Source organism: Massilia rubra (assembly GCF_011682065.1).
Lineage (GTDB): Bacteria > Pseudomonadota > Gammaproteobacteria > Burkholderiales > Burkholderiaceae_D > Telluria_A > Telluria_A rubra.
In genome coordinates this window covers 1-26123 of sequence record NZ_VUYU01000034.1, presented here as the reverse complement: position 1 = coordinate 26123, position 26123 = coordinate 1, and the positions used below count along the sequence as shown (strand labels likewise).

Annotated in this window: 26 protein-coding genes and 1 pseudogene; 8 read left to right on the top strand and 19 right to left on the bottom strand. The window is 58.3% G+C overall.

The genetic code is table 11. The features are described 5' to 3' along the window. Positions 1-28 precede the first annotated feature (28 nt). Complete coding sequence (locus F0185_RS30210; protein WP_167231626.1) at positions 29-1288, top strand: hybrid sensor histidine kinase/response regulator; 1260 nt, start codon at positions 29-31, stop codon at positions 1286-1288. Positions 1289-1292: 4 nt separating this feature from the next. On the opposite strand, the gene F0185_RS30205 is transcribed toward F0185_RS30210, so the two are convergent. After that, the gene (locus F0185_RS30205; RefSeq protein WP_167231623.1) at positions 1293-3446 is read right to left on the bottom strand and encodes a putative bifunctional diguanylate cyclase/phosphodiesterase; all 2154 of its coding nucleotides are present in this window, start codon (positions 3444-3446) and stop codon (positions 1293-1295) included. Between the two features lie 189 nt (positions 3447-3635). On the opposite strand from F0185_RS30205, the gene F0185_RS30200 reads away from it, so the two are divergent. Together F0185_RS30200 and F0185_RS30195 are read left to right on the top strand one after the other, a co-directional pair. After that, positions 3636-5123 carry a vanadium-dependent haloperoxidase gene (locus F0185_RS30200; protein ID WP_167231620.1) on the top strand — a complete coding sequence of 496 codons (1488 nt, stop codon included), beginning with the start codon at positions 3636-3638 and terminating at the stop codon, positions 5121-5123. A gap of 26 nt (positions 5124-5149) precedes the next feature. Beyond that, on the top strand, positions 5150-6268 hold the full coding sequence (locus F0185_RS30195) for a polyhydroxyalkanoate synthase family protein (protein ID WP_167231617.1): 1119 nt from the start codon (positions 5150-5152) through the stop codon (positions 6266-6268). 18 nt (positions 6269-6286) lie between these two features. On the opposite strand, the gene F0185_RS30190 is transcribed toward F0185_RS30195, so the two are convergent. Then, entirely contained in the window at positions 6287-6547 is a 261-nt protein-coding gene (locus tag F0185_RS30190) for a hypothetical protein (protein ID WP_167231614.1), read from the bottom strand. A 179-nt stretch (positions 6548-6726) separates the two neighbouring features. On the opposite strand from F0185_RS30190, the gene F0185_RS30185 reads away from it, so the two are divergent. After that, a complete protein-coding gene (locus tag F0185_RS30185) occupies positions 6727-7170 on the top strand; it encodes a hypothetical protein (RefSeq protein ID WP_167231611.1) in 444 nt (147 codons plus the stop codon). 10 nt (positions 7171-7180) lie between these two features. On the opposite strand, the gene F0185_RS30180 is transcribed toward F0185_RS30185, so the two are convergent. The 16 genes and pseudogenes from F0185_RS30180 to F0185_RS30110 all read right to left on the bottom strand — a co-directional run bounded on the left by F0185_RS30180 (position 7181) and on the right by F0185_RS30110 (position 21554). Next, complete coding sequence (locus F0185_RS30180; RefSeq protein ID WP_167231608.1) at positions 7181-7804, bottom strand: O-methyltransferase; 624 nt, start codon at positions 7802-7804, stop codon at positions 7181-7183. A 100-nt stretch (positions 7805-7904) separates the two neighbouring features. Then, a complete protein-coding gene (locus tag F0185_RS30175; protein WP_167231605.1) occupies positions 7905-8099 on the bottom strand; it encodes a hypothetical protein in 195 nt (64 codons plus the stop codon). Positions 8100-8385: 286 nt separating this feature from the next. Next, a complete protein-coding gene (locus F0185_RS30170; protein ID WP_167231602.1) occupies positions 8386-9432 on the bottom strand; it encodes a beta-ketoacyl synthase in 1047 nt (348 codons plus the stop codon). A 49-nt stretch (positions 9433-9481) separates the two neighbouring features. Continuing rightward, positions 9482-10435, bottom strand: coding sequence for a hypothetical protein (locus F0185_RS30165; protein ID WP_167231599.1), 954 nt, complete (start codon positions 10433-10435; stop codon positions 9482-9484). 11 nt (positions 10436-10446) lie between these two features. Next, positions 10447-10752 (bottom strand): type VI immunity family protein, encoded by a 306-nt coding sequence (locus tag F0185_RS30160; RefSeq protein ID WP_167231596.1) that lies wholly within the window; start codon positions 10750-10752, stop codon positions 10447-10449. Next, positions 10706-10828, bottom strand: a pseudogene (locus F0185_RS35535) (hypothetical protein); the annotation flags it as partial. The gene F0185_RS30160 and the pseudogene F0185_RS35535, both read right to left, overlap by 47 nt. Positions 10829-10843: 15 nt before the next feature. Beyond that, the gene (locus F0185_RS30155) at positions 10844-11380 is read right to left on the bottom strand and encodes a hypothetical protein (protein ID WP_167231593.1); all 537 of its coding nucleotides are present in this window, start codon (positions 11378-11380) and stop codon (positions 10844-10846) included. A gap of 264 nt (positions 11381-11644) precedes the next feature. Beyond that, complete coding sequence (locus tag F0185_RS30150; protein WP_167231590.1) at positions 11645-12577, bottom strand: type VI immunity family protein; 933 nt, start codon at positions 12575-12577, stop codon at positions 11645-11647. Positions 12578-12705: 128 nt separating this feature from the next. After that, entirely contained in the window at positions 12706-13638 is a 933-nt protein-coding gene (locus F0185_RS30145; protein ID WP_167231588.1) for a type VI immunity family protein, read from the bottom strand. A 22-nt stretch (positions 13639-13660) separates the two neighbouring features. Beyond that, positions 13661-14758: a DUF4150 domain-containing protein gene (locus tag F0185_RS30140; protein WP_167231585.1), complete on the bottom strand. Its 1098-nt coding sequence runs from the start codon at positions 14756-14758 to the stop codon at positions 13661-13663. Next, the gene (locus F0185_RS30135) at positions 14755-15843 is read right to left on the bottom strand and encodes a DUF2169 family type VI secretion system accessory protein (protein WP_167231582.1); all 1089 of its coding nucleotides are present in this window, start codon (positions 15841-15843) and stop codon (positions 14755-14757) included. The genes F0185_RS30140 and F0185_RS30135 overlap by 4 nt, the downstream gene beginning before the upstream one ends. Positions 15844-15879: 36 nt before the next feature. Continuing rightward, positions 15880-16182 (bottom strand): hypothetical protein, encoded by a 303-nt coding sequence (locus tag F0185_RS30130; RefSeq protein WP_167231579.1) that lies wholly within the window; start codon positions 16180-16182, stop codon positions 15880-15882. Further along, on the bottom strand, positions 16179-17561 hold the full coding sequence (locus F0185_RS30125) for a hypothetical protein (protein WP_167231576.1): 1383 nt from the start codon (positions 17559-17561) through the stop codon (positions 16179-16181). Before F0185_RS30125 ends, F0185_RS30130 begins: the two co-directional genes overlap by 4 nt. A gap of 154 nt (positions 17562-17715) precedes the next feature. After that, positions 17716-19953, bottom strand: coding sequence for a type VI secretion system Vgr family protein (locus tag F0185_RS30120; RefSeq protein ID WP_167231574.1), 2238 nt, complete (start codon positions 19951-19953; stop codon positions 17716-17718). A gap of 531 nt (positions 19954-20484) precedes the next feature. Then, positions 20485-20622: an H-NS family nucleoid-associated regulatory protein gene (locus F0185_RS35615; protein WP_441295236.1), complete on the bottom strand. Its 138-nt coding sequence runs from the start codon at positions 20620-20622 to the stop codon at positions 20485-20487. A 671-nt stretch (positions 20623-21293) separates the two neighbouring features. Continuing rightward, positions 21294-21554 (bottom strand): hypothetical protein, encoded by a 261-nt coding sequence (locus F0185_RS30110; protein WP_167231568.1) that lies wholly within the window; start codon positions 21552-21554, stop codon positions 21294-21296. 151 nt (positions 21555-21705) lie between these two features. Here F0185_RS30110 and F0185_RS30105 point away from each other — a divergent pair, with 151 nt between their 5' ends. The 4 genes from F0185_RS30105 to F0185_RS30090 all read left to right on the top strand — a co-directional run bounded on the left by F0185_RS30105 (position 21706) and on the right by F0185_RS30090 (position 25928). Continuing rightward, positions 21706-24399 carry a phosphocholine-specific phospholipase C gene (locus tag F0185_RS30105; protein WP_167231566.1) on the top strand — a complete coding sequence of 898 codons (2694 nt, stop codon included), beginning with the start codon at positions 21706-21708 and terminating at the stop codon, positions 24397-24399. 27 nt (positions 24400-24426) lie between these two features. After that, positions 24427-25119 carry a hypothetical protein gene (locus F0185_RS30100; protein WP_167231563.1) on the top strand — a complete coding sequence of 231 codons (693 nt, stop codon included), beginning with the start codon at positions 24427-24429 and terminating at the stop codon, positions 25117-25119. 99 nt (positions 25120-25218) lie between these two features. Further along, positions 25219-25473: a hypothetical protein gene (locus F0185_RS30095; protein WP_167231560.1), complete on the top strand. Its 255-nt coding sequence runs from the start codon at positions 25219-25221 to the stop codon at positions 25471-25473. Next, positions 25470-25928: a GNAT family N-acetyltransferase gene (locus F0185_RS30090; protein WP_167231557.1), complete on the top strand. Its 459-nt coding sequence runs from the start codon at positions 25470-25472 to the stop codon at positions 25926-25928. The genes F0185_RS30095 and F0185_RS30090 overlap by 4 nt, the downstream gene beginning before the upstream one ends. A gap of 80 nt (positions 25929-26008) precedes the next feature. Here the strand turns inward: F0185_RS30090 and F0185_RS30085 are convergent. Next, on the bottom strand, positions 26009-26123 hold a 115-nt coding region (locus tag F0185_RS30085; RefSeq protein ID WP_187362618.1), incomplete at its 5' end, for a transposase.

Sequence of the window (26123 nt, the reverse complement as noted above, 5' to 3'; positions counted from 1 at the left end):
GCCAGCTTCGGCCCGACGAAAGGACGCCATGGCGAACCAGGACAGCAACACAGGATCGTCCCCACCAACCGACCACGACCGTGCCGACGAGGTGGCCGGCCTGCGCCTGCTGCTGGCCGAGCGCGACGCCGAACTGGCGCGCCTGCGCCTCGAAGCGGGGCAGGTCAAGGAGCGCCGCAGCGACTTCCTCGGCATGCTGGCGCACGAACTGCGTAATCCGCTGGCGCCGATCAGCCTGGCCAACACCATGCTGGCCAAGCTGCCCGAGCCCTCGTCCGGACTGCTCAACCTGCACTCCGTCATCCATCGCCAGCTCCAGCACCTGACCCGCCTGCTCGACGAACTGCTCGACGCGGCCAGCATCGACAGCGGCAAGCTGGTGCTCGCACGCGCGCCGCTGGAACTGGGCGCCGTGCTGCGCCGCGCCCTGCAAACGGTCCAGGTGCGCATCCTGGAGCGCCACCAGCAACTGCACATGGACTTGCCGGAAGAGCTGCAGGTGCATGGCGACCCGCTGCGCCTGGCGCAGGTGTTCGCCAACCTGCTGATCAACGCTTCCCGGTATACCGGCGACGGCGGCGTGATCCGGGTGGCGGCGCGCGCCCATGAGGGGATGGCGGTGGTCACGGTGGCCGACAACGGCGCCGGCATGGACCAGGGTGAACTGGCCGGCATGTTCGACCTGTTTACGCGCGGCGCCCGTGCCGCGGTCCGGGTCGAGGGCGGGCTGGGCGTGGGGCTGAACGTGGTGCGCAATATCGTCGAGCTGCATGACGGCAAGGTGATCGGCGCCAGCGACGGCCCCGGCCGTGGCAGCGTGTTCACCGTCTCGCTGCCGCTGCTGGCCAGCGACACCACCCAGGCCGCGCTGGCGCCGGGCGCCATGCCGGCAAGCCGGCGCATCCTGCTGGTCGAAGACAACCTGGACGCCAACGACACCCTCGGCCAGTTGCTGCTGGGCGAAGGCCACAGCGTCACCGCCGCCTACGACGGCATCGCCGGGCTGGCGCTGGCGCGCACCCAAGTGTTCGACGTGCTGATCTGCGACATCAACCTGCCGGGTTTGAACGGCTACGAGCTGATCACCCAACTGCGGCGCACTGCCGGAGCGCACATTCCGTTCGCCATCGCCATCTCGGGCTATGGCCGGCTGGAAGAGAGCACGCGCGCCATCGGCGCCGGCTTTGGCCAGTACGTGGTCAAGCCGATCGACATCGACGCCTTGCTGGCGCTGGTGGCGTCGGACGCGGTCACGCGCTTTATCGCCGCCGCCGGCAATACCCGCTAACAGCTCAGGCGCGGCATCCCGGCGCCGCGCGCAGCAACTGCGCGAAGCATTCCTCGCTGGTCGCTTGCGAAAACAGGAAACCCTGGGCGTAGTCGCAGCCGGCCTGGCGCAGCCAGTCGCGCTGCGCCGCCGTTTCGACCCCCTCGGCGATCACTTTCAGGCCCAGCTTGTGCGCCATCGCAATGATGGTCTCGGCGAAGATCTGGCTGTTCGGGTTGGTGGTGAGCATGTCTTTGACAAATGACTGGTCGATTTTCAGGAAGTCGACCTTGAATTTGTTCAGGTAAGCCATCGACGAGTAACCGATGCCGAAGTCGTCGATGGTCAGCTGCACGCCCGCCTGTTGCAGCCGGGCCAGCTTGTCGCGCACGCCGGGGGAATCGTCGAGCAGCACGCCTTCGGTGATTTCGACCGCGATGCGCGGCCCGGCGCGGCCCAGCAGGGCCAGGTCCTCATCCCAGGTATTCTTTACGAGCCGGCTCATGAATTCGACCGGCGACTTGTTCACGCTGATCTGGAACGGCGTGCCGGTCAGCTCGGCCAGGCGCACCGCGCACGGCACCGCCTGCGACAGTACCCAGGCGTCGATCTCGCCGATCAGGCCGGCTTCCTCGGCAATGCCGATGAAGCGTTCCGGCAGCACCAGCGAGCCGTCCGGATGGCGCCAGCGCACCAGCGCTTCGGCCTTGACGATGGCTTCGGTGGCCAGCTCGACGATGGGCTGGTAATACACCAGCAGTTCGCAGCGCGCCAGCGCCTGGCGCAATTCGTCGATCACTTTCAGGCGCGCCCAGGCCGAATCGCGGATGTCGGGCGTGAAATAGCTGAAGCGGTTGCGACCGCCGTGCTTGGCCACGAACATGGCCTGGTCGGCGTTGCGCAGCAGGTCGTCGGGCTGCTGCGTATCTTGCGGGCACAAGCTGATGCCGATGCTGCCCGAGACATGCACCAGCTTGCCGCCGATGGAAAACGGGCGCGCCAGTTCGGTCAGGATTTCGCCCACCAGCACCTCGACAAAGGCCAGCTTGCTCACCTCGTTGAGGATGATCGTGAATTCGTCGCCGCCGATGCGCGCCACGGTGTCGGTGGCGCGCACGCAGCCCTGCAGGCGCTGCGCGCAGTGTTGTAGCAGCTGGTCGCCGGTATCGTGGCCAAAGCGGTCGTTCACTTCCTTGAAGCCGTCCAGGTCGATGAACAGCAGGGCCAGCGCGAACTCGGTGCGCGCGGCGTGCCGCACGTCGTGCTCGAGGCGCTCGCGGAACAGGGTGCGGTTCGGCAGGCTGGTCAGGCTGTCGTAATAGGCGTTGCGCAGGATTTTCGCTTCCGACGCCTTGAGTTCGGAAATATTGCGCGCGGTACCCGTAATCGAATCGACCTCGCCGTCCTTGTTAATCACCGGCATCAGTACATAGCGGTAGGTGTGCACGGCGCCATCGGGCGCCGTGCACTGCAGCTCGCCGCGCCCGATGGCGCGCGTCTGGCCCACGGCGCGCAGGTCGCGCTCGATCTGGGCGGCAAAGGCGGGGCAGAAATCGGCCAGCCGGTGTTCGCACGGACTCTTGCCGGGCGTGCTGAACAGGCGCGCCAGCGCCCGGTTGGCATACAGCACGTGGCCGTCGGTGTCGACAATGTAGTGCAGGTCCGGGGTGGCCGAGAGCAGGGTGTCGAAACGGTGCGTGACTTCATCTTTTTCGACGAAATACGCTGCCAGCGACTCCGTCAGCGCCTGGTCCACGGCTTCGTTGAAGCGGATCAGGTCGTCGTTGGCCAGGTCGTTGCCGTCGCCGTCGTGGTCGGCCCACAAGCGCATCACGCTGGCGCGCAGGGCGCGAAATTCGGCCACTGTGTCGCTGACGGTGAAGCCGGCGCTCATGCGGCCGGAGCCGTGCAGCTCGGCCTGGGTGTCGCGGGCATGGGGCGGCGCGCGCCCGCGTCCCTTGGCGGCCTGTTCGGACGGCGTCTGCGGCTGGTCCAGGTCGGCCGCGATGGCGCCCAACATGCCGGCCGCATGGTCGCGCAGGCGGTCGGCCGGCATATGGCGCGCCGCCGGAATGCTGCGCGCAAACTCATCCCAGTGCTGCAGGATGGCAGGCAAGTTGTTGCGGATAAAACGCGCGATGCGCGCCTTGTCATTGTCATTCTCAGGTGGCTGGTTCATGGTTTCGGTCGCACGTTAATCCTATCGGGTTTGACAGGGCGGTTGCAAAAAAGTTCCACGAGAGCGCAACAATTTTCGCCGGGAATGACGACCTCATCCCATTGACGGGATCGTGGGACGGTGCGCGCGGGCGGCGTTATCGTCGCAATCGTGGCGCTGTCCGGCGCGCCTCACCCCGAGGAGAACAACATGAATCCGCTGATCAAGAAGGCCCGCCTGGCATTGCTCGTAACCGCGCTCGGCTGCCATTGCCTGCCCGCACAGGCCCAGTCCGGCGCGCTGGCCGCCGCGCCGCCCATGCCAGCGGTGGCGGCCACGCCGGCCAGCCTGATGCTCGCCGTGCGCTACTGGAGCGAAGCGGCCTTGCGCGCCAACGCGCTCGACCATACTCCAGCGCCGCCCGGTTCGGCGCGCCCCTATTACGAGCAGTACGGGCCGGCGCGTTCCAGCCGCGCGCTGGCGATCCACCACCTGGCCATGTTCGAAGCGCTCAACGCCGTGCTGCCCAGCTATCCCAGCTACACCGGCATGGCGCAGGCGCCCTCGGACAGCTCGCCCGACGCCGCCCTGGCCACGGCGGCGCGCGCGACCCTGCAAGCGCTGTACCCCGGCCAAGCGCGCGCCGTCGAGCAAACCTACCAGCGCGACATGCTGCGGGTCGGTCCCGGCCGCGCCCGCGATAACGGCGTCGAGACCGGCCGCCGCGCCGCCGCCGCCGTGCTGGCCATGCACGATCCGCGCGCTGGCCCGGACGACCTCGTGGTCGGCGTCAGCTTTTTCCCGAGCAATGCACCTGGTAAATGGCGACCCGATCCCGTAAGCCGCGATCCGCGCGCGCTCGGTGCCTTGTTGCAAGATGCGACGCCGTTCGTACTGCCTTCGGTTCACCCGTTCCGCCCGCCGCCGCCACCGGCCCTCACCAGCGCGGCCTATGCCGCCGCCTTCGAGGACGTGCGCCGGCTCGGCGGCGACGGCGTGCACACGCCCACCGTGCGCACGCCGGCCCAGACCGTGTCGGGCATTTACTGGTCGTACGAGGGCACGCCGCTGATCGGCGCCGCGCCGCGCCTGTACAACCAGATCGCGCTGCACATCGGTTCGCGCCGCAACCTGTCCGGCATGCAGATGGCGCGCATGCTGGCGCTGGTCAACGTGGCCATGGCCGACACCTGCCTGGTGGTGTGGACAACCAAGTACGCCGAGCAATTCTGGCGCCCGGTGACGGGCATTCGAGAAGCCTCGCCCGGTACCAGCCCGACCGGCCTGGGCGACGGCAACCCCGCCACCCACGCCGATCCGTCCTGGACCCCGCTGGGCGCGCAGGCCAGCAACACCAGCGAGCCGGACTTTACGCCGCCGTTTCCCTCCTATCCGTCCGGCCACGGCAGCTTCGGCGGCGCGCTGTTCCAGACCCTGCGGCGCTTTTACGGGACCGATGCGATCGCGTTTTCCTTCGTTTCCGACGAGTTCAACGGTGTCACGCGCGACAACGACGGCCGCGTGCGTCCGCGCCTGGTGCGCGGCTTCGGGTCGCTCTCGCAGGCCGAATACGACAATGGCCGCAGCCGCATCTACCTCGGCGTGCACTGGGAATTCGACCGCCGCGCCGGGCAGCAGGTCGGGCGCCGCGTGGCCGATTACGTCTTCGAACGCGGCCTGGTGCATCCGGCGCCGTGATGCGCTTGCCGAAAGGGAGGGCAAGCATGACGACCCTGGACCTGTTCGAGCGCATCGACCGCCTGCGCCAGCGCCAGGGCAAGGCCCTGGAACTGCTCGGATTCGGCCCGCGCGAGACCCCCTCGCGCGTCGTGTTCAGCGCGCCCGGCCTGCGCCTGCGCTGTTACGGTACGGGCACGCGGCGCCGTCCGCCGCTGCTGATCGTGCCGGCGCCGATCAAGCGCTGGTATGTGTGGGACCTGGCGCCTGGGCGCAGCGTGGTGCGCCAGGCGCTCGCGCGCGGCTTCGGCGTGTACCTGATCGAATGGACCGGGCTCCCCGCCGGCGCCGGCATGCCCGGGCTGGCCGATTACGCCGGACCGCTGATCGACGCCTGCGTCAAGGTCATCCAGCGGCACAACGCCTGCGTGCAGGTGGCGCTGTTCGGCCATTCGCTGGGCGGTATCCTGGCCGCGCTGCACAGCGCCTGGCGACCCGGGCACGTGGCGGCGCTGGCCCTGTTCGAGGCGCCCATCGACTTCGACGGCCTGGCGCCGCTCGTGCGGCTCGTCACCGGCACGACCTTGCTGGCCAGCTTGCCGTCCGACCGCGGCCGCCCGCTGCCCGGTTCGCTCCTGAGCGCGATCTTCGCCAACGCCGCGCCCGCCGCGTTGTACACCGGCCCGGCCATCGATTTCCTGGCTAGCGCGCCGTTTCCCGAGCTGCTCGCGACCCACCTGCGGGTGCGGCGCTGGACGCTCGATGAACTGCCCATGCCGCGCGCGCTGTTCGACGACGCGCTCGCGCTGCTGTTTGCGCACAACAGCTTCATGCATGGCGACCTGGTATTGAACGGGATGCGGCTCGATCCGGGCCAGGTGCGCGCTCCGCTGCTCAGTTTGTACCGGCCGCTCAGCGCGCTGGTGCCGCCCGACACCGTGCTCGGCTTTCACGAGGCCGCCGGCAGCGCGCACAAGGTGCTGCTGCCCTACCTGGGCGATGTGGGGGTGGCGCTGCAGCATGTCGGCCCGCTGGTGGGCGCCGGTGCGCACCAGTTGGTGTGGCCGCGCGTGTTCGACTGGCTCGACCAGCTTGGCGGGACGGCGGCGGCGGTGAGCGAGCGCACCGGTCCGCGTGCGCTGGGCGGCTTGCCCATGCTGGTGTAGCGTGGGCTGGCGGACTGCCTACGGCGAGGGGGTCAGTGGGTCGCTCAACAAGGCTTCGAGACGCAAGTCGTCGCGGTGGAACATGGCCTGGTCGGCATGGCCGCCGACCAGGGCGCGCCAGCCGATGTAGACGCCATAGGCACGCTCGCGCCGGTAGCAAGCCTCGGCCCCGCTCCTGCGCCGCGCCTCGGCCATGAATTGCGCAATCTGGGCCGCGCAATGGGTGGTGATGGCCGCGTAGCTGTAATGGCGCGGCAGGTGTGGCGGCACTGGTTTCATGGTAGCCCCCCGGGCCGGGTCGACAGCGGTTCTGGATCATCTTCGGCAATGCAAGCCGGGCCACCATCCCATGACGATGACCTTATCACCTTGGACCGTGCCGCGCTTTCCGTGTTCCCGCCATGTGCCGCAGGGCGATCCGCGTGCCGCGTCCGGAACATGCCCAGTATGATACTGAAATGGACTCGAAAATAGCGGATGAGGAACGCATCAACTTCAGCGACCGGCTCAAGGCGGCCTTGCTGGCCGCCGGCCTGCCGCTCAAGGCGGCGCCGTTCGTGCGCGCCTTCAACCTGCGCGCCGATGGTGCCGCCGTGACGATCCATGCGGCGCGCAAATGGCTCGCCGGAGAGACTCTTCCCACCCATGAACGAATCCTGATCCTGGCCAACTGGCTGGGCGTGCATGCCGCCTGGCTGCGCTACGGCGACGCCGAAAACGCCGACTTGCCCGTGTCCACGATTCCGGAAGCGTTGCTCTCGAGCGCCGAACTGGCCCTGCTCAAGGATATCGTGTCCCTGCCGGAGTCCACCCAGCAGATCGTGCGCCAGATCGTCGATGCGTTCCTGCGCAATCACCGTAGCGCAGAGCTGCGCTCCGGCAAGCACGGTTCGCGCCAGTAAACGGTCGCGCTCAGCTTTCGCGCCAGCTTGCCCAGTGACGCGCCAGGTCGGCATCGCGCCCGGCGACCAGTTCGCCCTTGCCGACCTGGACCACGCTGGTGCTGAAGGCGCCGTCGGCCTTGATGACCTGGACGAAGGGCGCCATCTCGGCTTCGTGCGAGGTGGCGTTGTCGACGATGAGCAGGCCGTGCGGGCGCAGGACGCGCTTGAGGTCGGCCCACCAGCCCGGATAGGCGGCGCGCTCCGAATCGAGGAAGACCAGGTCGTAGGCGCTGTCGGGCGCCTCCGCCAGCACCTGGCCGGCCTCGCCTTCGCGCTGGGTGATGACGGCGTCCAGGCCCGAGGCGACAAAATTCTTGCGCGCCATGGCCAGCTTGTCGGGCGCCATCTCGATGGTGGTGACCTTGCCGCCCCTGGCGGCCACGGCGTCGGCCAGCCACAAGGTCGAATAGCCGTTCGAGGTGCCCACTTCGAGGATGGCGCGCGCGCCCAGCGAATCGATCACATGGGCCAGGAATTGGCCGGTGCCGCGCGTGATGTTGAGCATGCGGCGAGCGCGCTCGTCGTGGGCGGCGTCGTTGGCTTGCCCGAAGTGTTCGAGCTCGCTTAACAGTGCTTGCAGTGCCATGTCCATATTGACAATCCTGACTGGTTGATAACCCGGAAATTATCCCATCTTTCCGCGCCGCTGCGTTGGCTTGCCTGAAATATTGCAAAAAAATACAGCAAGGCGGTCAGCCGACCCGCAAGGTCAGCGCGGACCCGGTGCAGGTCGGCGTGACCGTCATGCCGTCCACGGTGATGGTGCTGAACTTGCCTTTCAGGCTGGCCGCCCTCATCACGGTGAGCACGGCGCCGGCGGCCGGCTTGTAGCCGTTCTGGAACGTGACGCGCAGGGCGCCGCTGCCGATGGTGGCGATGCCGCCCACCGCCAGCGCGCCACTGCCTTGCTTGACCAGCTTGCCGCTGTCGGCAATGTCGTTGCGCCAGCGGTCGCTGGCGTGGAAGCCGCCCTGGCCGCGTTCATCACCAGCACCATGCTGCCGCTCAAGGCGCCGTAACCGTCGGCGGCGTCGAACAGGTTCAGGTGGCCCAGCCTTCCGGATCGTCCATCACCGGGTAGCCGGACGAGCCCGGCACGGTGTCGGATGAATAAATCAGTGCTTCCCTAGCGCGTACCCCAGATCGAAAGCATTGCCTGAAATCATAAGTCCACTACATTCCAAGCACCAAAGCAGCGCGCAAATGATCATCGGAGCTAAATAGCAATAAGTGTGTTTGTTTGGGTTGTTCACCTTCCACCTGGCGCAGGAGATTTGCAGATAATGCCACATGTACTAAAGCTGTCGCAGTGCCAACATCACCAGTAACTAGCGCCGGTGTGTAGCGTTCCCAATTACTCTCTAATCGGTCCGAAATACGCAGTAAGGTAAATCCAAATTGGTCTGCACGATATGGCTCACCATTAAGATCACTGAATATGTGTGTGATCTTTTGCGTTTTAGATACGGTCGCAATTGCATCATTTGCTGCCTTGGTACAACCTAGACCAATGCACGGGCGGGTATCTGTACGCGAGACTAGCTCATTTATGACCCCCGTCCCTTGTATCTTGCACCAAGCGGGACCAGTAAGGCACAGCATTATCGCGGCAGCAGCTTCACTGGGCACGCGACCATACGGATTAAGGCTGCGCGTGCCTCTGTAATCTCTGCCGGCATTGTGCAATAGGTCTTCCTGTTCAAGCCAGCCCAATGCGGCAGGGTGCAACCACGAATCGACCGCAAGTACTATTGCAATTCGCGTCTTATCTTGTGGAATTCGCTGTAAAGCTAGAACAGCCGAATTTAACGCTTGCGCGCCTGCCGCATGGCCTCCCTTTACAATATGAATATCAACGAACCTAAACGGTTTTCCCTGAATGGCTTCAAATAAATTCTCTGATAACTGAGTTGGCACACCTTCGCGAATTTCGGAAGGAATTGCCAAGATTAACAGATATTCCGTGCTCTCTACCAAGTTCTTGTTTGAAGTTGATAATTGTCGATATAGATCATCTAGTGCAGCTAGCGCCATCGCTATCCAACGTGTACTGTCGAATAGTTTTGGCTCGGGGAAGAACGATGCAAGAATAGGTGAACCCGTTTTATCAACGTAAAATGGATGCTTTCGATTAAGCGATAGCGTGGACGTCAATGCAATCTCAGCTAAGTTCATACTAGGTCCGCTGGGAAAAACACAGCTTGCGGCGATGATATTCATAATGTCGGCATTTTTTAATTGAACAGGGGGTGTAATTCATGCTGTTCAGTCAAAATGAAACTTCCTCCCACCGATTTTGCCAACGCTCATAAGTATCACTTCTCCATTTTGGCATCCACAAAACAGAGGGCATAAATTTTAGAGATTTCAACTGCCGGTCAAGTGCCGCATATTCAGCGATCGCCTGATGATCGATCGTTGAATTGCGATCGCATATGGATGGTTTTTCACCCGTTTTCCAATAGCGCACGCCGTCTTCAAGCGTCGTACATGCGAGTAGGGTTTTGCTTTGCGCTGGCCCTAATGAACTCAACCGACGTTCTGGAATACCAATTTGCCAATTAATTGAACGAAAACCCCGAGGCATATAAAAAGCATAGTTACCAAACGGATCGTTGAGGTCAACGCCGAGGTAACGCATACACAGATTCTCCATCGCCGGACTAACTTCCATCACCTGTTCAAAATCGCATGTAAAGCCGTAACCAAATGTGGAATACAACAATTTTTGTTCTAGCATGGATGAGATTACCTTTCTAGCTTTATTCAAATCTGTCCATGCCGTTGGATCTGATGATCTCAAGCAAATTGAGATCGTTATCGGATCGTCCGGGAAAAAATTATCGCCGACTGTTAACCGTGCACTGACAGCGCATGCCCGTATTGGATTTGCATCGCGTTTGCAATTGAGTAAGATTGTCACCGGTTGCATTCTTATTGGACGTGAACTTGCATCTACAAATTCAGATCGCAAGGCATCTAAAAGAACGTCATCCACAACGCCAACATGCTCATTCATACCCTGCTCATGAGTGATTAGCGTCGCTACTTCTATTTCAGCAGGAAATAGAGCGGCGCTCAACATCCAGGCGTTTAAAGTCGCAAGTAGACTGGTTATTTCGTCTTTCGAGCAATGCCCGATCAACTCAAGCGTTGGCACCGCGACTAGCTTGTCAGAAAACTGTACTTCAGTAGAAGATAATTGAATTTTCGAAGTGTCCATATTATTTATCTCTATTCTGGAAAAAACCGATCAAGCCATTTGGCGCGCAAGCCTGGATGATCACGTTCACGCATGCCGGGAACCGACATACCTGTAGTGACAGCATGCCGATTACGTAATGGATTGAGGACTTTGCCTAAAGCACGATACGTTTCCAACGTATTGCCTTTATGAGTGTCACCCAGCTGAGGTTGATCACCGATCCGAATGCTCGCGCCACCGTCCGCCAGCTCACTAATTGTCACTCCTGGAATATGGGCCACTGCTGAATCAAGCGAGATCACCCCCCCCCATCTTTTCCACCATGTTTTTTCCAAGCAAAGTAATCCAGCCAATATCGGTCAAACCGTGTATTAATACGGCACTCTGTGACGCGCGAGGGCACATGATTCCTGGGTGTCGCTGTAACTATTGTGAATAATAAGGATCAAGTTCGCGATCAAAATTTTCATTGTGAACAAAACAAAAGCCAACGTAGCCCGACTGCAATGCAAAATCATTAAGTGATTTCTTTAAATATTGTTCAATTCCCGCTAGCCCATACTGATCAAACCACGGAAGCTGAAAGCAGGCCCGTACATAGGTATGAGGTTTGCCAATTTTACTGTAATCGAATTCGAAAGCAGGGGCACGCATTTCATCGCGCGTGCTACCGTACCAGAGGTGGGCGATGACGCCACCTTGCTTGCGTCGTTTTGGATTTTGCATTTCTCTGGGCAGATTCTGTAAATGATCCGCAGTGATTGCCTTCGCACGGGCCTGATCACCATCCAGAACACAATATTTCAAGTCATCTCTGAATAATTCAAGGAATGCCTGATATGGCCCTAACATCTCTGGGGAGTCTGGGACTCCCAAGTCAGCATCAGAAAATAGTGTCACGCAAACGCAAGGCTCACACATGACGATACCATCAGTTTGCAAACCATATTCGGAAAAATTCATAATCTCTCATTCCCAGTGATAATCAAACCACCTCAACATGGATGCTCACATCCTGCACATGAGTAATTAGCGTCATCACTTCTATTTCAGCAGGAAATATGGCGGATTTTAACCTCCAAGCGTTTAAAGTCGCAAGCACACCCTTTAATCCGTCTTTCGAGCAATACCATCCAGTTCAAGCATAAGAATTGCGACTCACTGCTCATCAAAACAATTTAGTTTCGTAGATGATAAATGAATGTTCCAAGTTTCAATTGTCTATATCTATTCTGGAAAAAACCGGTCCAGCCATTTGGCACGCAAGCCTGGATGGTCACGTTCGAGCATGCCGGGAACCGACATACCTGTAGTGACAGCATTCCGATTACGCAAGGGATTGAGAACCTTACCTAAAGCACGATAAGCTTCCAACGTGTCGCCCTTTTGAGTGTCACCTAGATGAGGTTCATCATCAATCCGAATGCTCGCACCACCGTCCGCTATCTCCTTAATTGTCACACCGGGAATATGGGATACTGCAGCATTAAACGACATCATACCTCCCAGCTTTTCCACCATACTTTTTCCAAGCAAAGTAATCCATCCAATATCTGTCATCCCGTGTATTGACACAGCTTTCTGTGACGCTCCAGGGCACATAATTCCAGGATGACGCTGTAACCACTGCGAATAATAAGGAGCAACTTCGCGATCAAAATTTTCATTATAAACAAAACAAAGGCCAACGTAGCCTGCCTGCAAGGCAAAGCCATTAAGTGATTTCTTTAAATACAGCTCAATTCCCTTTAGTCCATGTTGATCAAACCAGGAAAGCGAAAAGCACGCCCGGACATAAGTATGGGGCCTGCCAACCTTGCTGTAATAAAATTCCAAAGTAGGAGCACGTCTTTCTTGCCGCGTGCTGCCGTGCCGTAGGAACGCGACAATGCCACCTTGCTTGCGTCGTTTTAAATCTTGGATTTCTCTCGGCAGATTTTGTAAATGATCTGCAGTAATCGCCTGCGCGCGGGCCTGATCGCCATCCAAAACACAATAATTCTGTTCATCCTGAAATATTTCAAGAAATGCGTGATACGGCCCTAACATCTCCGGGGTATCCTGCACTCCTAAGTCTGTGTCAGGAAATAGCGTCACGCAAACGCAGGGTTCGCATATGACCATGCCATCTTTTTGCAAAGTATATTCAGAAAATTTCATACGCAATTTCCATTTAGAGCTGATGAACTCTGACGACGTTCAAATATTGCCAACTGATTGAACGAAAACTCCGAAGCGTGTTTCCGTAGGTGACAATTGAATATCCGAAGTGTCCATTTTTACTAAATTTACTCTGGAAAAAACCGGTCAAGCCATTTGGCACGCATGTCTGGATAATCACGGTCACGCATGCCGGGAACTGACATGCCTGTAGTGACAGCATTCCGGTTACGTATCGGATTAAGAACCTTGCCTAAAGCACGATATGCTTCCAACGTATCTCCATTATGAGTGTCACCGAGCGCGGGGTTGTTACCAATCCTAATGATCGTGCCACCGTTTGAAAGCTCGTCAATCGTAATTCCGGGAATATGTGCAATTGCTGAAGCTAGTGAGATCGCTCCCCCCATCTTTTCAACCATATCTTTCCCAAGCAGAGTAATCCAGCCTATATCGGTCAAGCCGTGTATTGATACGACTTCCTGTGCCCCGCTAGGGCACATAATCCCCGGATGCCGCTGTAACCAGTGCGGAAAATACGGATCTACTTCGCGATCAAAATTTTCATTATAAACAAAGCAATAGCCAACGTAGCCCGACTGCAAAGCAAAGCCGTTAAGTGACTTTTTTAAGTATTGCTCAATTCCCTCCAATCCATGCTGATCAAACCAGGTAAGCGGGAAGCAGGCCCGTACATAAGTATGAGGCTTACCAATCTTACTATAATCAAACTCGAAAGTGGGAGCACGTCTCTCTTGGCGCGTGCAACCATGCCGAAGGAGGGCGATGACGCCACCTTGCTTACGTCGCTTTAAATCTTGCATTTCTCTAGGCAGGTTCTGCAAATGATCTGCGGTGATTGCCTTTGCGCGGGCCTGATCACCATCCAAAACACAATAGTCTAACTGATCTTGAAATAATTCAAGAAATGCCCGATACGGCCCTAACATCTCTGGGGCCTCCGGCACTCCTAAGTCTATGTCAGAAAATAGCGTCACGCAAACGCAAGGTTCACATATGACGATGCCATCTTTTTGCAAAGTGTACTCTGAAAAATTCATGTGTTGCTTCTCCTCGTGATAACTAAAATGGTAATCCAGGCCGACCTGGTAATCCCGGAGGTCCAAAAAGACCGCTAGCCTTTTTCATGCTTTCCCCGATCTCCTTGATAACTTTATTATTTTCGCGACGCTGTTCATTTTCTTCTAAGTCACATGCGCAGTCTGATTCATCAATTCTTACCAATTTACCGTTGACTTCAAGGTTCTTCATTGCTTTAGATTGATTCGGAGTCCAATCGTCCCCCGCAAACTTAATTTCTACAATTTTATCAACATTGTCCCATGTGGCTGGCAGGCTTCCATTCTTTAGAGTAACCATGTCCCAAATCACAATAGTCCCCTTATTTCCATGGGATTTATTCATGACACGCTTAACTGAAGCAGGGGCAGTAGGGCCGCCAGGAAAAGTAGTACGCCCGGTCTCTGAAGCAATAAGATCAGTAGGAATTTTATAAGGTACTTCAGTCAATACTTTTGGATCTTTCGGTACTGTACCAATCCAGGCCCAGCCACTTTTATTAAATTGATCGGCAAAGCACGCTTGGCGACGATGTGTTTCATTGGCAGCTGAAGGACTTTCCAGCGTTAAGTCCTCAGTACCCCTTATCGCATCCCATGCTTTTTCTGCCACCTCTGCCATTTCGGTTCCGCTGGGGAAATACTTCTTGCGGCACTCGCATATTGCGATACAAATCTTTTCCATCAGAGGTGCAGGTAGCGTAATTTGCTTTAAACCAGCCATGTTCACCGTGTTACGATGATTCATCCACATTTTGTCGGTGAGTCTGCAAGCAGGTTTACCTTCAAAGAATACGTCAAACGAATGTGTAATGAAGTCTGCTTCAGCGAGGAAGGTGCCGGATTTAATGCCACCAAAAGAACCTCCGCCATCCAACGAACTTTTGGCAAAAATTGAACCGAAGTTGGCAATCATATTGCCCTTATCGGCAAAAACCGTCGTGGTGCCGTTAGCCAAGTCTTTAGAGTAAGCCTCGTTATCAAATGGCCGCGGTATAGCTTTTTCCGGTGTTTTGCATATGTCCGGTAGAGTGTTATGCGTGATACCGTTACTACCACGATGGCAAAGCGTGAGATTGTTAACGTTGATAGTAACGGTCATGCCTGCCCCGATTCATTCCGTGTAGCAGGCATCTGATAGACATTGGATGCTCGCTGCGGCAGATTCGCACGATCTAAAGGACGATCCTTTTCCGTGATTATCGTAGTGCGTAGTTTATTTACCTTGGCATGACAAGGCAGTGCCATGTGGTGCACTACACTGACCAAGGGGCCGCTACCATCGACCCCGTCGGGCTGTAAGATCACGTTATGAATCACACTCCGTGCCTCGGCTACGGTGCCGTCATAGAATAGCGTTTTGAAAGCTAGGCTCAGTCTGGGCAGGCGACTGTGAAAGACGCCACTTGGTGCAAAACCTGCAACTGTCAGCCCTTTTAGCATCAGCATTTCGCCTCCTTTTAGATGCCCTTTAGCTTGCTGCTCTTTGGGCGCTACCTGCCAATGCCTTGGGTCAAGATCGGCCGCCGGTAGAGGGGCACGGTTTTTTTGCCAAGCATCGTCATACGTGCCTGCGTATTGACGGCGCATCGGCCAATGACGCGGCATTGGGCCAAGACCTTGCGATTCATTACTGGCGAAAAGGCTACCTTGCGGTCTGCTAAGGTGCTCTAGATTGGGCATAGTGCGGCCCCCGTCGTCTCTTTTAGCGATGCCACAACCAACTGGATTACCCGTGCTGCAATCTGGTCCGCCACCCCCAAGTGCACGCCCCCAGGTGAGGGGCATTCTTGTAAATGGTTTTGGTTGGCTGTCGCCAGTGCGCAAAAAACCGAGCCTTGCACGATCCCCTATTACTTGAATTTCGCGCGCAACTGATCCCACGGCGAAGCCTACACGCATTCGTTGTACGGGCTCACCAGATTGACTATGGGCATGGCCGACCAACCAGACATCGGTGGCGTTTTTAGCTGGGCCCAAGTCGGTTTCAAATAGTGGGCTTGTGCCGTCTTCATGTATAACTAAGCCACTATTTACCGGAGCTTGATACCCTGCAACGCATGTGCTGCCGTCGGGTAAAAGTTCGTATGTGGCCTTCACGGACACTATCCAAATCTCGGCACCATCCGCATCACGTATCCAAGTATTATCTGCGGCATAACGGGTCTTGTTGTCGAGTTGCCACATAACGATATTTGCGTCCTCTTTATAATTCGCTTAAGATCAGTTGATTTCAATCTGCCCGCCCACGATGCGGTTGGTTCCTTCCGCAGCGCTGACGATATATTCTCCGCGTAAGACTATTTTGCCATTGGCATGCAGTGTTATGCTTGACTGGCCGCACTGCAACGTTATCTTACGTTGCGCCGTTATTACCAAGTCTTCTTCTGGGCCGCCAAAACCACCTAGCTGAGCTGCTAGGGCTTCGTTATTATTCAACTCCAAGGAAGGCGTTTCAAATTCCCCTTGCTCATGCGGAGTACCTTCATTAGCTTTAGTAGCTTCGGTCTTAAGAGAGATCGTCATGCTGCGCGGTCCTTAGAGTTTGAGATGCAGTTTGTTATCCAATGACGCTGTTGATGCATTGGTGCGCTTGTGCTAAGACTTGCCCCACCTGGTAGGCGCACGTGAAGTCGGCGTGACGCGAGGGTGCGCCATGCTAATTTACCACTTTTTAAAGTCACAATGAGGTTATCATTCGTACATGGCAAACCTGCTAGCCAGGATGATTTAGAACTGAGATGCGTTTTGTTTGTCGCCCACCAGCGCTCAAAACCTGCTTGATCTGGCGGTGGCAGATTGGCGTATGGTTTGGCCGCAGGAATGATGGGGCTTGCATCGACTCGATCATCAATGAGTGCTTTCTCTGATTCGGTAGGCTGCGCTTGCCATCCGTCACGAGCAGGAAGGGAACCCGTTAGCAAGGACAATGCCGCGCCTGCACTCCTTGCATATACTGGGTCACCCAAGTATGCAATGAGGTCCGGAGCGCGCTGCATATTCCCGCTCCACCCTAAGGATTGCAAGTAAAGGTCTAGCTTTTCAGTTTGAGCGGCAAGCGCGGTTAACACCGTATCAAACTCTGCAAAGTTCCAACAAGCCAAAGCATAGCTAGCCTGTCTTGCAATATTTTTTGCCTCAACTGTACCTGTCGATAATTCAAGTAAGACGCGTGTGGCATGTTGCTCGGCAACTTTTGCAGCGTGTGTATCGATTTGTTTCGTGTGCCGCCATAGCATGACTTCTGCGGCAAGGCAGCGTAGTTGGGCGACCGGTGATTGCAAAAACTGCACCGCTTTAGCTACTGCCCCTGGATGTGGTGTCGCTAGGGCGAGTTGCATTAATGTACACATTGTGTCCGAATTTTCGGACGGGTTGTCGCTATCTTTGATTATGCCTTCCCACCATGGCGTATTGCAGAGGTTTGCTAAAATCATAGGATGGTAACTACAAGCAGACAGTGCAAGCACATCGAACAAGCTAGAACTTTTGCCCGTTTGGTTTTCGGTCGGTTGCTGCCACTCGGAAATAGCCCACCATGCTCCATCAGATGTTGTCCATTCCAATGCGGCGACATAGGCAGCACGCAGAGCCGGTAAAGATCTTATTAAACCAATACAAGCGCTATGGATCGGTTGATCTTGAATGCTGATGGCATGAAGTGCGATGGCGAACAACTCACCACGGGTTAATGGCTCAAGCAATCGCTCATGTATCACTGTGGATGACGTTCTGCCAATTAATCGCAATGCTCGTGAATAGGATAGCAAGTCTCGGTCTATGGCGGACAATGCGGCGGCATCAAGCACATGAGAATCAAGTGCCTGACTGCGTCTCTGCCAACCAAACGCCAATCGATCCAGATATTGATTAGCCAATGTGACGTGGGTACTGGTAGCCAGCATAAAGTTTAGTTCTCATCAATTTGAAAGTGGGTTACCATGCTTGCTCGCCATTGATGTCTTTCGCAGGTCGGGCACACGCCTATAGCTTATTGAGCCAATTGACCATAATTGAAGCAAAAGTTGTGTTCGCACAAAATTCCATTCAGATACCCGTCTAATTGATATTTACGTCTTCGCCGGTTACCCGAACCGGCCCGGTCGCTTCAACGACTACTTTCGAGCCGTTGATAAGGATTTTGCCGTCTGCTGTCATCTTTAATTTCGCCAGGCCCACGGTGATTTCAAGTTCTTCCCCAGCACTAATAGAAATTTTCTTTCCCACGTTCGTGCTTTGGTTGACTCCAATTACGGTCGTCATAATCATCCCAACGTTCAAGCTGTAACCAAGCCCAACATTCTCCATGCGGCCCATACCTACGTTTTGCATGTAGGCCATGCCGATGGTTTCGGTCTTCATCTTCGCTACGTTGATCGACCAATTTTTGCCAATCTTGTCTTTTTCGTTCTTCGAGACAGACTTCGTACGGCTTCCACCAACATTAAATGTTTGTTCCTTTCCTACCATGACAGACTGATCTTTTCCGACGCTGATCGTTTCGCTGATTCCAACCTCCTCATCGCGGTTGGCCCCGATGCTGATTTGTTCGTTGTGATCCACACGTTCGGCCCGATTGTTGTGAACGGTGACGGTTTCGTCGTGCCCCACCGTTTCAACGCGATCCCGTTTAACCAGAGTCGTTTCGTCCCTGTCGATAGTTTTTCGCCGGTCGTTGCCAACCCACTTGTCCTCGTCGTGCTCGACTTCGGTCAATTGATTTTTTTCCGCATGCAGCCAGAGCTGCTCACTACCTTTTTTGTCCTCAAAGCGCAGCGCATTGGCGTTGTCGTAGCTGCCGCCCGGCGTGGAGCGTGATAGGATGCCGCTTTGCGTCTTATTGGCCGGCAATGTCCACGGCGGCATCGTGTCCGCATTCGGCACCATGCCGGTGATGATCGGACGGTTTGGATTCCCGTCTATGAATTGCACAAGAACCTCCCCGTTGATTCGGGGAATCGCGGTCATACCAAAGTTAGCGCCTGCCCATGGCGTCGCGACGCGAAGCCACGCTGAACTCTTTTCGTCGTTGGTGCCGGCGCGGTCCCAATGGAACTGCACGCGCACGCGCCCGAATTCATCCGTGTGAATCTCTTCGCCAGCCGGCCCAACCACGGTCGCGGTTTGGATGCCGTGGATTTTCGTCTCCACGCTGTTGTGGTCGCGTCCGGCGCGGTACGGAATGATCTTGCGGATTGCGCGCAGCCGATTTTCATAGTGAGATTCGGTCGTGTCTTTGACGTGATAGTTGTTCGAGGCGCGGTGAACCACTTCAAGAATCAAGAACTCGCGCGCCTGGGTGTCGCCGCCGCTAGCGCTCACGTCGAAATGATCGGTCAGCCTGAACCAGCGCCCTGGAAGGACGTTGCGGTTATTCCCCGAACCTTCAAACTGCTTGCCAGCTGCCTCGAATTCTTCCATGCGCAACTGCGCCAAAGAGCGACCGCCACCCGTGAACCCGTACGCCCCCGTGTATTCGTAGGATTCAATTGCCGGCACATCCCCTTGCTGATTTACTGTCGGCAGCGAAGTGTGAACTGGCTTGGGCGATTTGAAGTCAAAGGCTGCGAGCGCAACTGCACCCTGCATAATTTGTCGCGACGGGGACCACTCGCCCAGCCCGTCTTCTTCCGCCGCACCGCCATGACGCTGGAAACGGATGGAAGGGCCACCGTCGATTGGCTCGACACTGGTGGTGTCATCCGACAGCACAAGCTTGTGGCCATTTTCCGAATGCTCGAACCAATACACAATGCCGTTGCCAACCCAGCGCCGTTCAAGAAAATTGCGGTCACTCTCGTCAAACTGACAGCAGTCCGTCAGCACCTCGGTCGCGCCGGCCACACGCCAGTCCCACTCAGCCAGACTGCCATAGTCGCCGAAGATGCTCGCGGTCTGCTGGTACATCGTCGTGTAGTGGAACAGGTAGTTATCTTTCCGCAACCCCAGGTACTTGTACCAAGGACCGAGCAAGGCTTCGTAATACGATACCCCGCCGTCGACCGTTTTGAGGGCGAAGCTGAAGACGATCCCGGTGAAGTAGCGCAGTGTGCCGTCCCGGCGAACCAACTGCACACACAGCATCTTTCCCTGCATATCCTTGAGCGGGATGTCGGGATTGTCAGACAGCAGTTCGACGCGGAACTCGAAGGGCTTAGACAAACTCTCGAATGCATCAAGATTGTTAACGAGCAATTGACCAGCAGGGCCGTCTTGATTTGGAAATGACAAGCGCAACAGGCGATTGTGCTGACGGTCTCCAACGAGATCACGTAAAACGATTAAAGCTTTGCTCATGCTTTATTCCAATAGTGAAATGAATGAGACGCCTTAAACCCGATATTTATATAACTGTCTAAGGGGCCTGAACAGATGTAGCTTCCAATTATTAATACGAATAAGGTGCTGAAGTTTCCCATGCTTAAAGGGTAAAGAGCAATCAGCTATAAATTTCCTGCATGGACAATTAACAATTATATATTAACATGATAATTTATGCATCTGCTCTGTATCTTTTGAGACAACAACCTTCGGCGGCACAACGAGCAACAAACTCATGACGGCTCCTTTGGCAACGGTGAGCTTGTATGAGTTCGTCGCCTGCGGGTCGTTCCCGCCATCGGCGTGAAGTTTGCGTTAGGTCACCGGCTGGGCTTCGTGTCGGCCGCCGCTCGCGCACTTGGCGATGGTGGCCACAGCTCGCTTGGCTTCGTCTGATCTGGCAGGTGCGCGGTTTTCTGAGGTGCCACCGAATGCCGAGGTAGAGGCGTGTTTCCCGGCTCTACTTTCGTCGCTTATACATTCTGCGGACTCAGGCCAGCATTGCATTTATGCGCGAAGTGCGTCCATCTGCACGCCGGCAGCAAGGGCACTCTTCAGCCATTTAGGACGAGGACCAATGCCGGCCCAAGTGTTGGCTAAATTGATTGGGTCTTGATAGACAGTCCCTTCGCGCCGCCTTTTCATCGTCCCCACCTTAACGCCTTCCGTCCCCTGAAGAAGCGATTGTAGGGGCATGCCGAGGCGATGTGCTACGGCGTATATTTGCCCGATAGCGTCAGCCCGTTCTTTCTTGTGCCGCGAAGCTATCAGAACGCCAACTTTTCGTTCAAGTCGCGAAGTTGCGCCAATGACATTTGTGATGAGTCCATATTTCTCCCAATCATAATTGCAACGTAGAACGCGTATTCTATGCAAAGTTTGAATTTGGTTACAGGGGTTACAATCTCCAACTATTAGCCGCGATACGAGCAGCATACTTGTTTGCATCACAATAACGATTGAAAGAAACACCATGTATAGCACCGAGACTTTACAGCCTTCTTACTCCGCGACGATGGAATTTGTTAAAGAGCCCAGCCTGATCCCGCGCTCATGCGACCAGTGCGACTGGTCCGGCGTAGCCGCAGATTTGGCGGAAATTGGCGATGCGTCACTTACGCCCCTATATTTCCTGGCCCTGTTTTAAGTCAATTTCCGCTTATAAAAGATTCACGCAGCGATCCATCATCGTCACAACGAGCATCAATGTCGTCCTTGAGTTTTCCAATCGAAACATACTCTCACGCCATGTATTGCTGCCGGCGGGCCGCGCGCGGCTGGGCTTCGTTGTCGCAGCAATGACCAGAACATCGCATCTATTCCGAAAAGTAACAGTGGGCGTCGCCGCGCTCGCTTTTGGCGACCGTGTCGACAAAAGCGAGCGCGTCCGGCAGCGGCACGCTGTCGGGCGCGCCCTGGTCGGGCGCGCCCTGGTCGGGCAGCGCGGCCGGGATCGCCAGCGGCGCCTCGGCTTGGCTTTCGTGGTCGTCGTGGCTGCCGCACGCCCCCAGGGCGAGCGCCGTTCCGATGGCGATGGGGAGGGGAGGGCGGCGATGCAGTGCGGTGGGAAGAAACATGGTCGGGCCAGTCAGCTTGCATACAAGCCGGGAATATAGCCGCTCAGCACGACAAGCCAATGACAACGATTTCCTGCCGTTCCGCCGACATGCTGCGGTCATATTCGACATATATGATCGACAACTTTCCAGCGTATCCACGGAGCCACGCATGTCCACCAGCAGACGCACCTTTCTCAGCCTGGCTTCGGCCGGCGCCGCCAGTACCTTGTTCCCCGACCTGATCCGCGAGGCGCTGGCCGTGCCGGCCAATAACGTCACCGGCACCATCGCCGACGTCGAGCACGTGGTCATCTTCATGCAGGAAAACCGTTCCTTCGATCACTATTTCGGCAGCTTTCCGGGCGTGCGCGGCTTCGACGATCCGCGCGCCATCACGCTGCCGAGCGGCAAACCGGTGTGGTACCAGCCGGACGCGGCCGGCAGCCACGTGCTGCCGTTCCACTTCGACGCCAAAAACACCAGCGCGCTCTCGCTCGGCACCGACCATTCATGGAAGGGCGCGCAAGCGACCTGGCAGGGCTGGGACGCATGGGTCAAGAAAAAGTCGCCGCAGAGCATGGGGTACTTCGATCGCGGCGACCTGCCGTTCTACTACGCGCTGGCGGACGCCTTCAGCATCTGCGACGCCTACCACTGTTCGATCTTCGGTCCCACCGATCCGAACCGCTTCTATTCGCTGTCGGGCACCAGCCGTGGGCGCATGAGCTCCCTGGGCAGCCTGTACAACGTCAATGCCACCGGCTACTACAACAACGATCCCCGCTACGACAACGTGTCGGCCGCCACCACGGCCAGCGCGCCGACCTGGCGCACCTACGCCGAGGTGCTCGAAGCGAACGACGTCAGCTGGAAGGTGTACCAGGAATGGGACAATTACGGCGACAACTACCTGGCGTACTTCAGGCAGTTCCGGGTCAACCCCGACGGCAGCCGCCTGTCGCCCGACAGCGCCCTGTACCAAAAGGGCCGCACGCTCGCGCCCGGTTCGACCGAAGCCAATGCGCGCGGCACCAAAGGTGACTGGATGGTGGCCGACTTCGCCGACGACGTGCGCTACAACCGCCTGCCCAAGGTCTCGTGGATCGTCGCGCCCAACGACTACACCGAGCACTCGCCGAACTCGCCCAACGCCGGCGAAAACCTGACGGCGCGCCTGCTGGCGGCGCTGGTGGCCAATCCGGTGGTGTGGTCCAAGACCGTGTTCCTGCTCACGTACGATGAAAACGACGGTTTCTTCGACCATGTGCCGCCGAACATTCCCCCGCTCGACCCGAGCATGGGCCGCACCACGCTGCCAGACGTCGGCGCCGACGAAAACCTGGCCGGGGTGCCGGTCGGACTGGGGCCGCGCGTGCCGATGCTGGTCATCTCTCCCTGGAGCCGTGGCGGGCGCGTTTGCTCGCAAGTGTTCGACCACACGTCCAAGCTGCGCTTCCTGGAAGAGTGGCTCACGCTCGGGCTGAAGAAGAACCGCGCCAGCGTTACGCTGGAAAATATTTCGCCGTGGCGGCGCGTGGTCTGTGGCGACCTGACGTCGGCCTTCGATTTCAAGTCGCCCAACAGCGCCTGGCCGGCCAGCGTGCCCAAGTCGACCGCGTATGCGCTGGTGTCCGGCAAGCCGTATCCGGCCCCGCCGGCCCGGCAAACCCTGCCGCTGCAGGAACCCTGCAAGACCGTCACGGGCACGCGCCATGCCTGCGCGCTGCCGTATGTGCTGGGCGCGCACGCGACGGCGGGCGCCGGCAAGCAGGTCGAACTGTCGTTCGTCAACAGCGGCAAGGCCGGGGCGGCCTTCATCGTGTACTCGAACGCGCGCGGCGACGGGCCGTGGTACTACACGGTCGAAGCGGGCAAGCGCATCGACCGGGAAACGTGGAACTGGAGCGGGGCGCGCTATCACCTGAGCGTGACCGGCCCCAACGGCTTCCTGCGCGAACTGGCCGGCGGCACGGCGCCGGGCGCGGCCAGGCCGGAAGTGCAGGCCAGCTACGACCTGGCGGGCGCCAATCTGCACCTGCTGCTGTCGAACGTGGGCGGCGCGGCCGCCTGCACCTTCACCATGACCGACAACGCCTACGGCGCCGCCGTCTCGACCTACGTGGTGGCGGCGGGGCAGCAGCAAGCGGTGCAGTGCCTGCTGGCCGGCAGCTTCGGCTGGTACGACTACAGCATCGGCTGCGATGCCGATCCGGAGTATCTGCGCCGCGTGGCCGGCCACGTGGACAACGGCGCGCCGGGCCGCACCGATCCGGCCATCGGCGCCAACCGCCGCCGCGTGGTCTTGACGGCCAGCGCTGCGGTGGTGATGCGCGGGGCCAGCGTGAGCGTGACCTACGCCGCGCCGGCCGGCAAGCGCGATCCGAAAAACTGGATCGGACTGTATCCGGCCAATGCCACGCCGGGCGCCGGCCAGCCTGCGCTGCAATGGGCGACTGTGCCGGCGGCGAACGGCACGCATGCCTTCGATACGGCCAAGCTGGCGGTGGGCGATTACATGGTCTGGTATTTCCATCAGGGCGGCTACGTGGCGCTGGGCGAGGCGCTCACGCTAAGCGTGACGCAGTTTGCCACCAGCACGCCGGCGATCAAGCGCGGTGCGCCGATCGGGTTCACGTTCGCCATTCCCGCCAGCCGGGTCGCCGCCAGGAACTGGATCGGCATCTACCGCGCCGGCACCTCGCCGGGAGCGGGCAGCTCGGCCATCTGGCAGTACGTCGCGCAGGCCGGCGCCAGCGTCACCTTCGACAGCAACAGCCTCACGCCGGGCGCTTACAGCGCCTGGCTGCTGTACAACGACGGCTACGCCGCGCTGGGCGGGCCGCTGACGATCAACGTCGCCTGATCTATTTACTTCACCGGAAGAGCAACCATGTTCAAGCGATTCAAACAGATGGCACTGGCCGTCACCTTGCTGGCCGCCTGCGCCGCCGGCGCCACGGCGGGCGTGCTGCGCCTCGAGCAGCGCGGCGCGCTGGCGCAGGCCGGCCAGATTCTGCAGTCCAGCAGTTTTGACGACTTCGGGGCCGGCTATCACTTCCCCGGCAGCGGTTTCACGCGCGGCGGGGTGCGCTACAACTCGGCTGAAAACCTGGTCGTGGGCGGCGGTACGGGGTTTTCCATCGGCCAGTCGCGACCGGTGATGTCGAACGAATACTGGTCGCCGATCGAAGGCAGCATCGGCGGCGACGTGCCTTACACCCTGTTCGGCTTCGACGCGGCGGTGACGGGCGGCAGCGTCGACGTCATCGTGGCGACCAATCTGGGCAGCTACCTGTTCGATGGCCTCCTGCTGCAAGACGGGCTGGCGGGGCTGGACTTCCTCGGTTTCCAGGCCACCGGGGGCGAGTATTTTACCGGCTTCACGCTGCGCAGCATGGGCGAGGGCTACCTGGCCGGCATCACCAACGTGGCGCTGGGCGAGGCGCGCACGGCGCTGCCGGAACCGGGGGCCATGGGCTTGCTGCTGATCGGGCTGGGCCTGCTGCTGGGAAGGGTGCGCGGCTTTGCAGGCACGCCGCCATGTTTTTCGAACCAGTCCACCGGGATTGACTCCCCCAAATGACCAGGTAAGTTCCTTCGTCTTCGTTCGCAACACCCGCCCTGGCAGCCTTCGCGCGCCGGCTTGGTGTTGCGTGACATGGATACTGACAGGAGCTTCACTTTGGCCATGCATTCCCATGCGATGGGCGCCGTTTCCATTTTCGATTCCGTCGCCGCTTCCATTTCCCTGCGGCGCGTCTCGCTCGCGTTCTCGCCCGAGCGCCTGTTGCTCGATGATGTCAGCCTGGTGCCGCATGCCGGCCTGAGGCGGGCGAGGAGAGGTGTCAACAAAAACACGGTCGGCGCGTTGGTGGGTATGATGGCGGCGGAGCGTTGCTCCGACTTCGCATCAATCCTTAACAAGACCAACAAATGAAAAAAATCACCACCCGCCTGGCGACGCTGGACGACGTCGACTCGCTCGCCACCTTGTTCGACGCTTACCGCCAGTTTTATGAGCTGGACCCGGACCCGGCCCTGTCGCGCCAGTTCATCCTCGACCGCATGCTGGGCAACGAATCGGTGCTGCTCATCGCCGAAGATGAAACGGGCACGGCCGCCGGCTTTTGCCAGATGTACCCGACCTTCTGCTCGCTGGCTGCCGCGCCCATCTACGCGCTGTACGACCTGTTCGTGCTGCCCGAGGCGCGCCATCTCGGCGCCGGCCGCGCCCTGATGCTGGCCGCCGAAGCGCACGCCCTGCGCAACGGCGCCGTGCGGCTCGACCTGACCACCGCCAAGACCAACCTGGCCGCCCAGGGCCTGTACAACGGGCTCGGCTGGAAGCGCGACGATATCTTCTACGCATACAGCAAAACCCTGGCTGCGTAGTTTGATCGGTTGCGCGGCAAACCTCGCCCTTCAGGGCGGGGTCAAGAGCGCGGACGGCGCAGCCGTCCGGTTTGGTGCGTCTAGTGCGGCGTCTGCTGCTGTTCGATGTACTGCCGGATAACGGCGATAGGCGCACCGCCGCAGCTACCGGCAAAGTAGGAAGGCGACCATAGCGCGCCGCCCCAAAGCTTCTTG